Origin of the sequence: Undibacterium sp. GrIS 1.8, from assembly GCF_040544445.1 — a bacterium.
In the GTDB taxonomy this organism is placed as follows: Bacteria; Pseudomonadota; Gammaproteobacteria; order Burkholderiales; family Burkholderiaceae_D; genus Undibacterium.
The window spans coordinates 39,055-52,928 of sequence record NZ_JBEONQ010000032.1 but is presented as its reverse complement, the minus strand read 5'-3'; the positions used below and the strand labels follow the sequence as shown (position 1 = coordinate 52,928).

Here is a 13,874-nt window from a genome sequence, read left to right as displayed (position 1 = left end):
ATCACCGATCATAAACTGCACATCAACTTTGATCGTTGGGTTTTCCTGACTGAATTGATCGGCGATACGCTGCATTTCTTCTGGCCAATCGGGCGCCCAGATCAAAGCAGTAATAGTGGTTTGTGGCACTGGCTTGCTGGTAGCTACCGTTTGCTCCGCTGGCTTATTACATGCAACGCTAATGCAAACAAGCATAGCTAAAGGCAGTTGAACGAAGAGCGCCTTGGTGATGCCGTTATTTGCTGCTTTATGCATGTATTTTTCCGGCTTGACTGTAGCATCTACAGCATGATCGATTCGATATCTATTGAACCACAAAATTCCAACTAGGAGACATGACTAACTGTCGGAAAATCAGATAAAAGCACACTACCTACGTTCCTGAATTAGGAAACTTGGTTCTGTTGCGTCGCTTGAGTAATCGCCAATACTGCCGGATGCGTCAACTTGCGTTGTACAGAAATCGCATAAAACTGTTCACGAATCTCGTCAGTATGCCCCACCTGCTGCACATCGTATTGACGTATGACCATATCAGCAATGGAGGATGGCGCCGCAAAAAAACCGGCCCCCGCCTGACCGAAGGCGCTCATGAGAGCGCTATCGTCGAATTCTCCAGCAATTCGCGGGTGCAGTTGCTTTTCACTCAGCCAAAACATCAGTTTAGAACGTAGGGCAGAATCTTCTCCGGGCAATAAAATAGGCGCGCCCTGCAAACACGCAGGAAATGCCTCGCCATATTGCTGCGCCAGAGCAGCCGTCGCAAAAAAACTAATGCCACATTCTCCAAGCTGGTGATTAAATCCACGTACATTGACCGTGGGTGACATCGGGCTATCAGTAATCACAATATCGAGCTTATGCAAAGCCAGCTCAGCAAGCAAGACATCGAGCTTGCCTTCGCGGCAATTGATCCGCAAAGTTTGCGGTAACGCCAAGGCAGGTTCTAACAAACGATAAGCAACGGCTTTAGCTACCGCATCTGACACGCCAACACGCAGTTGCAGCGTGCGCGCGGTCGGTCTGTGCTGCAATACTTCTTCCAGCTCTTGTCCCAAAGAAAAAATCTCTTCTGCGTAACCCAATACCAATCGCCCTGCCTCGGTCAATTGCAAATTGCGACCTTGCTTCTTAAATAATTGCTCGCCTTGAATATCTTCAAATAAACTAATTTGACCGCTGATGGTTTGTGGTGTCAGGTTCAATTGCTCGCTAGCACGGGCAATACTGCCCGCTTTGGCGACGACCCAAAAATAATGCAGATGCTTGTAATTAAGGCTGGTCATCGTTGGCCGCACCCAATAAAAATTGAATAGATTTAGGACTTACGCAAAATTGTCCCAGCAAGGCGCTGCGACGCTTTGCGGCGGTTTTGCATAAATTTTAAGATTGCAATATTTCTAAACACTTCGTTTTATACGAACCATTTATCAATTATATTCGACTTTTATTACTAATTGAGGCGCACTATACTTTGGTCACCTTGTATAAAAAGGCGAAAAACTTACTTTCTGACTGGCATTGTCGCTTGGTTCTTATTGGCAATGTCCGAATAAATAAGTTTAGCTTTTAAGGTTTTCGACATTCTAGGAGAAAAGCATGAAAATTTTAGACCGTTCCGCCTTACGCAATGTGCAAACCGTGGATTACAGCGACAGCAATGTCGATGCTAGCCACAAAGTGTTACGCAACACTTATATGCTGCTTTCAATGACGCTGTTATTCAGCGCACTGACGGCCGCAGCCAGCATCGCTTTCGCTCTACCAAACCCGGGCATGATTATTACGCTGGTTGGTTATTTTGGTCTGCTATTCCTAACTAATAAATTCCGAAACAGCGGCTTAGGCATCTTATTTGTCTTTGCGTTGACAGGCTTTATGGGATTGACCATAGGACCGATCATCAGCCATTACCTTGGTATGGCAGGCGGTGCAGGGATTGTGATGAGCGCAATGGGGTTAACGGGTGCTATCTTTTTATCTTTGTCTGCGTATGTGCTGGTGAGCAAACGTGATTTTAGCTTTATGGGTGGCTTTTTGATGATCGGTATGCTGGTCGCTTTTGTGGCAAGTCTGGGCGCAATTTTCTTCCAAATCCCCGCATTGTCATTAACGATTTCTGCTGCGATGGTATTGCTGATGTCTGGCATGATTTTATTTGAAACTAGCAACATCATTCGTGGTGGCGAAACCAATTACATCATGGCTACAGTCAGCTTATACGTCACGATCCTTAACCTGTTCCTAAGTCTGTTGCAATTGTTGGGTTTTATAGATAAAGAATAAAGTTTAGCTGGGGTGCGCATATTGCAAAAAACATCTTGCATAAAACCGTGTGCCCCAGCCAAACGTCACTCTGTATAGACCACACATAACCTATACCACTTCTTCTACCAAACCGGTTTAATAGGAAATTCAATGATTCACAGTATCGCCCAACCTTGGATGTGGGCAGTTTTTATTGCTTTCGTCTTGGGCATGCTTGTACTCGACGTAGTTGCCCTGGGCGGTTCGCGTTCACATAAAGTTAGCGTAAAAGAAGCTGCTATCTGGTCAGCCGTCTGGGTCAGCCTGGCCTTACTGTTTGACTTTGGCCTATGGATGTATTTGACGGACACTTTCGGACGCGCTGTAGCAGATGCTAAAGCGATGGAATTTTTGGCAGGTTACGTTATTGAAAAATCCTTGTCCGTCGATAACGTATTCGTCTTTCTGCTGATTTTTGGTCACTTTGCTGTACCGCTGCAATATCAGCGCAAAGTCTTGTTATACGGCGTATTGGGTGCCATCGTCATGCGCATCGCGATGATCCTGGCTGGCACTTGGGTCGTCACACAATTTGCCTGGGTACTGTATTTGTTCGGTGTATTTTTGCTGGTTACGGGTTTCCGTATGTTAGTCGCAGCAGAAAAAGAACCCGATCTAAACGCAAACCCTGTCCTGCGCTTTTTGAAGAAATGGATCCCATTTACTGAGGACTTCCGTAAAGAAAAGTTCAGCGTAGTAGAAAACGGTAAGCGCGTTTTTACTCCATTACTGTTAGTCCTGATTTTAATCGAAGTATCCGACGTGATCTTTGCAGTTGATTCAATTCCAGCAATTTTTGCAGTTACTACCGATCCGTTTATCGTATTTACGTCTAATATTTTTGCGATTATGGGCCTGCGTGCACTGTATTTCTTGTTGGCAGATATGGCGAATCGCTTCCACTTATTAAAATTTGGTCTCGCCTTTGTGTTGATGTTCGTCGGTATAAAAATGCTCATCGTAGAATGGATGCACATACCAACAGCTATCTCGTTATTGGTTATCGGCAGCATTCTGGCAAGTTCTATTGTAGCCAGCCTAGTTGCCACTCGCAGCAAAAACTAGTTTTACTTGTATCGATCCCTTTTGGGCGCATTACCGATTTTGGTGGTGCGCTCTTTTTTTATCTAGAGTTCCTTAGTCGAGCGACGACAAGTATGAAGTTATCGCTGCAATGTTTATACTCAAATCAAGACGAGATTATTCATTTGAATGTGGCATACCGCGGTATTTCTACGACGTAATAACGGTCTGATAGAAAATCTAGGTTTAATTAAACCGCTCTTCTCAGAAAATATAGACACAAAAAAACCCACGATTTACATCGTGGGTTTTTTAATTTTAGCCAACTAACTACAATCAGCTTAACGCAGCTTAAATTACTTAATACGAATTATGATTTACGACGACGCATAAAACTCAAACCTGCCAGACCCAATCCAAGCAATGCGAGTGACGCTGGCTCAGGCACATTACCAGGAACATCTTCAATTGGCTTGCCACCGATAGTAATGCCATCAAATGCCAAACCTGTTTGATAAGCAGTATCAACGTAATTAGCAGTACCAAATTCCAGATAATAATTACCTGCCGCTGCGACGTTATAAGTCGAAGATACCCAACCAGTGTAACCACAACCATTGCTGTAGCAAGTACCACTGCTGCTACCCAAAGGCGCCCAAGAAGGTGCACCAGGAACAATTGTCACTACGCCTGGATTAATCGTTGCTGCAATACCTGGCATACCAAATCCTGGAACACTATTGCCGTTTGGTGTAGTTCTCGCCGTGAAAAGCAAAGCGATCTGGTTCAAGGAAGAGTCTAACAAACGAGCCCAAGCATAATCAGAAAAACCAGCGCCATCAGAAGTGATGAAGTCAAAACTGAAATTCAATGCGTCACCAGCATTAGATGAAAACAAAGTACTGCGCAATGTAGAACCGTTAGTGCTAGAAGCACCAACTGCCGCCAATACATTTCCAGATACCCCACCGTTAGTAGAAACCCAGCCGTATTTGCTGCTGCCAACTGGCGACAAACCAACTACGCCATTTGCACCGGAAGTACCGCAACCACCAGTGCATACCCAGCCTGATGGCAGACCACCGTCAAATATCGCAGCAGATGCATTACCTGCGACAGCAGCAGCGCCAAGAGTCAATGCTATTGCCAAACTCAATTTTTTTACAGATTTTTTTAAAATGTTCATTTTTTCCTCACATGTTATTGATGATTATGGTTGAAGCTGATCGTCAATAAAGCACTTATCATGCCAAATTGGAATCAAGCATTAAATTCTTTTAAATTCAATCACTTATAATAATATTTCTTGCAATAAAAACTATTAATTCCGGTGTACGTAATATTTATCGACAAAAAATTGACGCTCAAGAATCAAAATGATGGCTCTGACATCCACTTTATTAAAATCGTATTAGCAAGTAACAAAAATGCATAAGGGAAACAAGCCAATCCTGCTCCAGACTAAATTTGTCACACTCTCTTTATCGTATAATCTTTAACTTGCGCCGATTTGATACTCAGATTGCGGGCGCGTAATAAGTGCAGCTAAAAGGAACGCCCGGTCCCGCCTGCATTTTTTGTATGAGCTGATCGGGTTTTTTGTTTCATTAAGAGCATCTTCCATGACTACCGCAAAATCCACTCCCGCTACGAATCTCAACGCAAGTGCAACGACAGCTGTCAGCACAGAAGCACGTCTGCGCGCATTGTTGAAAGAACGCATTCTGATTTTAGATGGTGCGATGGGGACGATGATTCAGCAATACAAATTGACTGAGGCGGATTATCGTGGCGAACGCTTTAAGGACTTCAAGGGTCCGGAAGGTGTCAGAGAATTATTTGTCAAAGGCAATAACGAATTATTGTCACTAACACAGCCGCATATTATTCAAGAAATTCACGAGCAATATCTCGCTGCGGGTGCCGATCTGATCGAGACCAATACCTTCGGCTCTACCACTGTCGCACAAGATGATTACCACATGGCTCATCTGGCCTACGAGATGAACGTTGCAGCTGCAAAAATTGCCCGTGCCGCTTGCGATAAATATTCAACCGCAGACAAGCCACGTTTTGTCGCTGGCGCCCTCGGCCCCACCCCCAAGACAGCATCCATCTCGCCTGATGTGAATGACCCTGCAGCACGTAATGTGACCTTTGATCAATTGGTTGCGGCCTACCTGGAACAAACCCGTGGTCTGGTCGCGGGTGGCGCAGATGTGCTACTGGTCGAAACTATTTTTGATACCTTAAATTGCAAAGCCGCTTTATTTGCGATTGATCAGTATTTTGAAGAATCTGGTATACGCTTGCCGATCATGATTTCTGGCACCGTCACCGACGCATCAGGTCGTATTTTGTCCGGTCAAACCGTGCCAGCGTTTTGGAATTCAGTGCGCCATGCCAAGCCTTTAACGATAGGTTTGAACTGCGCATTAGGTGCGACCTTAATGCGCCCTTACGCCGAAGAGCTCTCTAAGATTGCAGACACTTTTGTGTGTATTTATCCCAACGCCGGTCTGCCCAATCCTATGAGTGACACCGGCTTTGACGAGCTACCTGCTGACACTTCTGCATTGCTAAAGGAATTTGCCGAGAGTGGATTCATCAATATTGCTGGTGGCTGCTGCGGTACGACACCGCCACATATTAAAGCGATTGCAGAGTTGCTTAAGCCGATCACTCCGCGTCAAATTCCAGCAATTACCAACTGCATGCGGCTATCTGGTCTGGAACCATTTACGATTGATCAGGATTCTCTGTTCGTCAACGTAGGTGAGCGCACCAACGTCACCGGATCAAAAGCATTTGCACGTCTAATTCTGAACGAACAGTACGACGAAGCCTTGGCGGTAGCGCGCCAACAAGTAGAAAACGGCGCGCAGGTCATCGATATCAATATGGACGAGGCGATGCTCGATTCGCTCGCGGCCATGACACGCTTTTTAAACCTAATCGCATCAGAACCAGATATCGCTCGCGTGCCTATCATGATCGACTCGTCTAAATGGTCGGTGATTGAGGCGGGACTAAAATGTGTGCAGGGCAAGGCCATCGTTAACTCGATCTCGATGAAAGAAGGCGAAGCCGAGTTTTTGCGACAAGCCACATTATGTAAGCGATATGGTGCCGCCGTCATCGTCATGGCATTTGATGAAAAAGGTCAGGCCGACACCTATGATCGTAAGGTAGAAATCTGTGAACGCGCTTATCGTTTATTGGTTGATACGATCGATTTTGATCCTTACGACATCATCTTTGACCCCAACATTTTTGCCGTCGCCACCGGTATTGAAGAGCACAATAATTACGCAGTCGATTTCATCAACGCGACGCGCTGGATACACCAAAATTTGCCCGGCGCCAAAATCAGTGGCGGTGTGTCCAATGTGAGTTTCTCTTTCCGCGGCAACGATCCGGCGCGTGAAGCGATTCATACCGTTTTCCTGTATCACGCAATCCAGGCAGGTATGACGATGGGTATCGTCAACGCGGGTATGGTCGGCGTATATAGCGAACTGGATGTTGAGTTGCGTGAGCGTGTAGAAGACGTGGTACTGAACCGTCGCGACGACTCGACCGAGCGCATGATAGAAATTGCGGCCACCCTCAAAGCAGGCGGCAAGAAAGAAGAAGCCACGCTGGAATGGCGTAGCGAGTCTGTAGAAAAACGTCTCTCGCATGCAATGGTGCACGGCATCACGCAATGGATAGTAGAAGATACGGAAGAAGCCCGTAAACAAATCATGGATGCTGGCGGACGCCCCATACAAGTGATTGAAGGACCGCTGATGAGCGGCATGAATATCGTCGGCGACTTATTTGGCCAAGGCAAAATGTTTTTGCCACAAGTCGTTAAATCTGCCCGTGTTATGAAGCAAGCCGTTGCGCATTTAGTCCCGTATATTGAAGAAGAAAAAAAGCGGAGTGGCGACAACAAACCCCGTGGGAAAATTGTCATCGCCACCGTCAAAGGTGACGTCCACGACATTGGCAAAAATATCGTCACCGTGGTTTTGCAATGTAATAATTTTGAAGTCGTCAACATGGGCGTCATGGTGCCCTGCTCAGAAATTTTAGCTAAAGCCAAAGCGGAAAATGCCGACATCATCGGCCTCTCTGGCCTGATCACACCGTCACTGGAAGAGATGGCCTATGTCGCAAAAGAAATGCAGCGCGACCCTCATTTCCGCATGCTAAAAATACCGCTGCTGATTGGCGGCGCAACCACCAGCCGCGCGCATACCGCAGTAAAAATTGCACCCAATTACGATGGCCCAGTGGTGTATGTACCTGATGCTTCACGCTCAGTCTCGGTCGCGCAATCGCTGCTGACACCAGAGAGCCGTGATCAATATATGGACGATCTGGCTACCGATTACGAGCGTATTCGCGTACAGCACGCGAACAAAAAAGCTACGCCGATGGTCACGTTAAAACAAGCACGCGCCAATAAAATGAAGCTCAATTTTGTCGGCGCCAATGCGCCTGTCAAACCAAAGTTTATCGGTCGCCGTATCTTTAAAAATTATGATCTGGCGACGATTGCGCAGTACATTGATTGGGGTCCGTTCTTCCAGACCTGGGATTTAGCAGGACCGTTCCCCGCAATTCTGACGGATGAAGTTGTAGGCGAAGCGGCCACCAAAGTATTTGCCGAAGGTCAGGCGATGTTGAAGAAAATCATCGATGGTCGCTGGCTCAGTGCCAATGGCGTAATCGCGCTGCTCCCTGCGAATACCGTCAATGATGACGACATCGAAATTTATACCGACGACAGCCGTACCCAAGTGGCGCTGACATACTATGGCACTCGTCAGCAAACAGAAAAACCTATCATCGATGGTGTGCAACGTCCTAACCAATGTCTGTCCGACTTTATCGCACCGAAGGACAGTGGCATTGCAGACTATATCGGCATGTTTGCCGTCACCGCTGGTTTGGGTATTGAGAAGTACGAAAAACGTTTTGAAGATGCCCATGACGACTACAGCAGCATTATGCTCAAGTCCCTGGCAGACCGTCTGGCAGAAGCCTTTGCTGAACATCTGCACGAACGTGTACGTAAAGATTTATGGGGCTATGCCAGTGATGAATCTTTATCCAATGCCGAGCTGATTAAAGAAACCTATAAAGGTATACGTCCGGCACCAGGTTATCCGGCCTGCCCTGAGCATACAGTCAAAACTGAGATGTTCCGACAAATGCAATGCGAAGAAATCGATATGTATATCACCGAATCTTGGGCGATGATTCCGGGTGCGGCGGTTTCAGGTTTTTACTTTGCACATCCCGAATCTAAATATTTTAACGTCGGCAAGATTGCGGATGATCAGGTAGTGGACATGGCTACACGCCGTGGTGTAGCGAAGGACGAGGTTGAGCGATGGTTAGCACCTAATTTGTGATGACCGGTAGGATCTGATCACACTACAGTAAGAGTACGAAGGGCGAGTCTAAGGCTCGCTTTTTTTCGCCTTTTTTGCTGGCTCTTGCTATTTATTTTTTCCCTCACTCAGGTCTAATTCCATCATTACCCCAAATACTAAGCTAGGTGGATATGCCGGTTTTTTATTTGCTCCGAGTCGTGGTAAACACCTATTAAAGACAGATAAAACTGTCTCGGTTCAGCGCCGAGATTGCGGCCATTTAAGTCTGTTAAAAACACATTTTGTTACATCATATACACGCTTGTTAAGTTCTTTTTAAGGGCAAATGTGTTTTGGAAATGTAACATAAACGCCAGTTAATCTAGGCATGTTAAGCGATACTAATGTTATGCATTTTTCAGTTTTAACGTTCTTATCGGGCGCCGACTGCTACTTTCACATCCACATTTATAAAGGTAAAAAAATGAAGAAAATAATCGCTTTTTTGTTGATCGCCATACTTGGGCTGGTTGGCAACGCCAATGCTCAAGGTGGTACACATTTGACCATCCGTAATGAACTTGGTGGTGACCGTTTGTGTATGGATGCGAGTCTGGACCATGGCATTGGCGATGGTGCACCAGTCTATGTATATCGCTGTCATGGCCATGAAAATCAACGCTGGACAGTGACCCAAAGTGTGCACGGTCAGAGCGCTATTGTTGGCGTTGATGGCTTTTGCCTGGACGTACGCGGTGCGTCACGTCAACCTGGTACACCGGTAGAACTGTATCAATGCCATTTCGGTAGTAACCAAAAATTTGTAGTGCAACAAGAAGGCCATATTAAAGAAGTAGAGAGTGGTAAATGTCTGGCATCTTTAGGCACCCGAGACCGCTCGCCTATCGTGTTGGATTTCTGCCAAAACTCACCTAACCAAATCTGGTTGCTGGAGAGATAATTTGCAATAAGTTTTTGTCTGCTACCTGTCACTTTATCGACTCGCCTTGCTCACTTCGGTACGTCTGATTTTACTAAAGTGACAGATATATTCTGAAAAATAATCCGAAGAAATTCGGATTATTTACCCAATCCAAATCTTACGCTGTACACCAAATCATACTGTGTTTTTACAAGGTGAAGTCAGTGTTAAAAAAGCCCGAACACAATATACTCCCCCAATACCTCTCCAAAATACCGCCACTCACAACATAACATATGGACAACTAAAATATACTTATCTGGAGTATAAATTTAGTTATCTGATTTTTGGCTTATTCATTCAAACAACCGGTTTAACCCATATGCGACTGGCGTAACACAAACGCATCCACACAAATTTGTGGGCAACCGCTATTGGCTGGTAATTGATAATGAATTGACAGCATCAAATCGAATGATAAATATAGTCATCACACCTGAAAGAGACAAAAGCAGGTTAGCTAGAGCGCTAATCCACAACAATGCCTAAAATAGTATCAACATAGATTGCGTCAAATTAACTTAATGCCTATGCTTGTTTTGGCAGCATAAAAGACTAGCGACAAAGCGAATCGCCCCGTCTGTAGATTGATCAAAAATTGCGACGAAACTCTTGTTGTCGCAAAAATAATGATTTAGCGAAGAGCGCAATATAGTCATCTAATGTCATCCATTGCCCCCTAAGACTTATCCCTTGGTTGAAAGAGATAACATGGCCATCCAGCGGTTTTTTTTAGTCTTGATCACCAGCCTGTTTGCGATCGCCACCAGCGGATGCAGTGACTCCAATCAACAATCTCCGTCGCTACCTGCCGCAAGTCAATCTTCTGGTGCGATAAAAAATCTGGCAGACAACAAACCAAAACGAATTGCACTAGTATTAAAAACTCTGACCAACCCTTATTTTATTGAAATGGAAGCCGGTGCGCGTGATGCGGCCAAAGATTTGGGTGTGGATCTGGTGGTCAAGATGGCATCGCAAGAGACTGCAGTAGAGCAGCAAATCCAGTTGGTAGAGGAATTAATTCAGACCAAAGTCGATGCACTGGTGATTGCGCCTAGTGATTCGCAACGCCTGGTGCCAATTCTAAAAAAAGCTCAGCTCGCCGGTATTCTCATCATTAACATTGATAACCAACTTGATGCAGCAACCGTGGCGAGCCATCAAATGAGTCCGATACCATTTATCAGTGTGGACAATCTAAGCTCAAGCTATGAATCCGCAAAATTCATTTCAGATCAAATAAAAACGCCTGGCAAAGCAGCTATTATCGAAGGAATGCGCACCTCAGAAAATGCCCGGATGAGAACCACGGGAGCCGAACGTGCTTTTGCGGAAAATCGAAATATTAAATTGATAGTGAAAGAAACCGCCAATTGGAAAATTGACGAAGCTTATCAAGTGACTAAAAAAATATTTACCCAACATCCTGACATTCAAATTTTATTTTGTGCCAACGATATGATGGCTTTGGGCGCAATTAAGTATTTAGGCGAAACCAATAAAAAAGTATTGGTTGCCTCCTACGATGCATTAGCCGAAGCAAAACTAGCAGTAAAAGCTGGAACGCTGGCAGTGACCGTAGACCAGAAAGCAAAGAAGCAGGGCTATGAAGGTATCGTAACGGCCACACGTGGACTTAAGGGAGAAAAATTACCCGCTGTCATGTTGGTAGATACCTCTCTGGTGACAGCACAGACTCTAAGATCTGCTAGTAATTAAACTGAGTAAATGAGGTTAGTGTATCTTGTCCGTCAAACACAATATCTCGGTCAAACTAATTGGTTACCTGGTCTTTGTCAGTGTATTGCCGTTACTGTTATTTGCTCTCATTTCTTATAGTACGACACAGAAGACGATTTTTGATTTAGCCAGAAGCTACAGTACACAGTTGCTCTTAAATCAACGTGATTATCTGGAGCTGGAAGCCGAACAAGTAGAGAGTTTTGCTTTCAATGTTGCCGGGGTCGAAGAGATCAGCAATATCATCATAAAAGCTGACCAGGCTATTACTTTAAGCCATAATTCTTATGACGAATTATTTACTCAGTCAGAAATCCGGCAACGACTCAATTCCAATAGTAGCCTCAAAGGTGTGGTGTCAATAGACCTGTTCACGGCCAAAGGCCATCGGTTTTATGTGGGTGACACGTTAAGCGTGGCTCCGGTCAACGACATGATCAGACAAACTATTTTTGACACGGGTATCGCTTCAGATAAGTCGATTCTATGGCTTGGAGTAGAAAATAATTTAAATCCTGCATCACCCAACCGCAAGGTGCTGACAGCACTCAAAATTATCCGGCATTTTTCTTCCGAGAGTATGACGTCAACGCCGGTAGGCATGATTTTAATTAATTATTCTACCGATTATTTGTACCAACATTTTAGTCGCATTGATATGGGCGTCGGTTCGTATTTGATGGTGGTCGATAGCTATGATCGCCTTATCTATCACCCGGATAAAGAAAAAATTGGCAAGCCCATCCCCTCAGAGTTCAACACTGCCGCGATACATAAATCAGGTATTCATAATCTGCGATTAAATGATCAGGAGCTGATGCTCAATTCTACTTGCCTGGCGAAATTAGATTGGTGCATCGTTGCGGTGATCCCGGAAAAAACTTTTATGCTGCCGATGGAGCGGCAATCACAAACAGCAGCGTTTTTAATCTTACTTTGTCTGGCACTCATCGCCTTTGGTGCTCGCCACTTTAATCGTACGATGCTATTACCGATTAAAAATATCTCAGATGGATTTAGAAAAATTGAAGAACAACCTTCCATACAATTACAACCATTAAGCATACCCAAAAGCGAAGATGAAATTAGCGAATTGGTCGATTGGTACAATGCATTTCTGGAGTCACTGGAGGCACGCAAACATGCAGACGAAGAGCTACGAGAGAATCAGGAAAAGTTTGCCAGTATTTTTCAAAAATCTCCGCTGCCTTTAAGTTTGGCACGTGTTAGTAATGGCCGGTTTATCGATGTGAATGATGCCTGGTTAAATCAATTTGGCTTTACACGTGAAGAGGTAATAGGACGCTCAGCCATAGGTTTGGGTTTATGGCTAGATGACGCAGAGAAGTCACAATTGCTGGAACATTTAAATCAGAAAACAACGATCAACCAGTTTGAGGTGCATTACCGCTGCAAAGACGGGCGCAATATTACTTGCCTGTTATCGGGTCGCGTAGTAGAGCTGCGAGGCGAAGAATTTTATATTTTCTCGCCCACTGACATCACTCGACAGCGTGAAATAGAAAACGAAATCCAACAGATTAATCAAGAGTTGGAATCCCGCGTCCAGCGCCGCACACTCAATCTGGAGCAAGCCAATACGGAACTGGCAAATGCGATGGAAACCCTCAAACTCACCAAAGATGAGTTAGTCCGTTCAGAAAAAATGGCGGCACTCGGTTCTCTGGTTGCAGGCGTAGCACATGAGTTAAATACGCCGATCGGTAACAGCGTAACCGTCGCCAGTACCTTGCAGCACAAAACCCAGGAGTTAGCACGGGAAATCAATAGCGGCAATATACGTCGCAGCACGCTGGATGCTTATTTGGATAGCTCGGCCATGGGTACAGAATTATTAATGCGCAACCTCGCCTCGGCGCGTGATCTGGTGATCAGTTTTAAACAGGTTGCAGTAGATCAAGCTAGCAATCAGCGCCGTCGCTTTGATCTTAAACATACTTTAGCCGATGTAGTCGTAATGCTAGATCCCATGTATAAAAATACGCCATTTATTTTGGAAGTGGCGTTGCAGGACGAGATACAAATGGATAGCTATCCTGGACCGCTAGGGCAATTGATCACTAACTTTGTCACCAATGCACTCGCCCATGCGTTTGACGGCAGAAACCATGGCACCATGCGCTTAACCACGCGACTAAAACAGGAAGGTCTAGTAGAGATTATTTTCTCTGACAATGGGGTTGGCATCCCTGTAGAACACCAGGCGCGGGTGTTCGATCCTTTTTTTACCACCAAACTGGGGCAAGGCGGTTCTGGTCTTGGCTTAAACATTGTGTTCAATATCGTTACTAACCTGCTCGGTGGAAAAATAGAACTCCAATCCTATGCAGGCGTCGGTACCAGCCTGATCATCACGCTACCACTACAAGCGCCTGAGGTTGTAGAAAAAAATCTTTAGAGACTACAAGATCAGACCTGCGCTGAGTCGG

8 protein-coding genes and 1 pseudogene are annotated in these 13,874 nt (G+C 45.2%); 6 read left to right on the top strand and 3 right to left on the bottom strand.

Annotated elements, in window-relative coordinates:
* A pseudogene (locus AAKU64_RS15260) lies at nucleotides 1-255 on the bottom strand (hypothetical protein); the annotation flags it as partial.
* 131 nt (nucleotides 256-386) lie between these two features.
* Nucleotides 387-1,286, bottom strand: a complete 900-nt coding sequence (nhaR, locus tag AAKU64_RS15255; RefSeq protein ID WP_354333758.1) for a transcriptional activator NhaR — start codon at nucleotides 1,284-1,286, stop codon at nucleotides 387-389.
* A gap of 313 nt (nucleotides 1,287-1,599) precedes the next feature.
* On the opposite strand from nhaR, the gene AAKU64_RS15250 reads away from it, so the two are divergent.
* Both AAKU64_RS15250 and AAKU64_RS15245 read left to right on the top strand, forming a co-directional pair.
* On the top strand, nucleotides 1,600-2,286 hold the full coding sequence (locus tag AAKU64_RS15250) for a Bax inhibitor-1/YccA family protein (protein ID WP_354333760.1): 687 nt from the start codon (nucleotides 1,600-1,602) through the stop codon (nucleotides 2,284-2,286).
* Nucleotides 2,287-2,418: 132 nt separating this feature from the next.
* Complete coding sequence (locus AAKU64_RS15245; protein WP_322120450.1) at nucleotides 2,419-3,372, top strand: TerC family protein; 954 nt, start codon at nucleotides 2,419-2,421, stop codon at nucleotides 3,370-3,372.
* 328 nt (nucleotides 3,373-3,700) lie between these two features.
* On the opposite strand, the gene AAKU64_RS15240 is transcribed toward AAKU64_RS15245, so the two are convergent.
* The gene (locus tag AAKU64_RS15240; RefSeq protein WP_354333762.1) at nucleotides 3,701-4,516 is read right to left on the bottom strand and encodes an NF038132 family protein; all 816 of its coding nucleotides are present in this window, start codon (nucleotides 4,514-4,516) and stop codon (nucleotides 3,701-3,703) included.
* Nucleotides 4,517-4,952: 436 nt separating this feature from the next.
* On the opposite strand from AAKU64_RS15240, the gene metH reads away from it, so the two are divergent.
* The 4 genes from metH (at nucleotide 4,953) to AAKU64_RS15220 (ending at nucleotide 13,843) form a co-directional block, all read left to right on the top strand.
* Nucleotides 4,953-8,738, top strand: a complete 3,786-nt coding sequence (metH, locus tag AAKU64_RS15235) for a methionine synthase (protein ID WP_354333764.1) — start codon at nucleotides 4,953-4,955, stop codon at nucleotides 8,736-8,738.
* Between the two features lie 445 nt (nucleotides 8,739-9,183).
* Nucleotides 9,184-9,660 (top strand): RICIN domain-containing protein, encoded by a 477-nt coding sequence (locus tag AAKU64_RS15230; RefSeq protein WP_354333766.1) that lies wholly within the window; start codon nucleotides 9,184-9,186, stop codon nucleotides 9,658-9,660.
* 732 nt (nucleotides 9,661-10,392) lie between these two features.
* Nucleotides 10,393-11,403 (top strand): substrate-binding domain-containing protein, encoded by a 1,011-nt coding sequence (locus tag AAKU64_RS15225; protein ID WP_354333768.1) that lies wholly within the window; start codon nucleotides 10,393-10,395, stop codon nucleotides 11,401-11,403.
* A gap of 25 nt (nucleotides 11,404-11,428) precedes the next feature.
* Nucleotides 11,429-13,843, top strand: a complete 2,415-nt coding sequence (locus AAKU64_RS15220) for an ATP-binding protein (RefSeq protein WP_354362367.1) — start codon at nucleotides 11,429-11,431, stop codon at nucleotides 13,841-13,843.
* The last annotated feature ends 31 nt before the right edge of the window (nucleotides 13,844-13,874 follow it).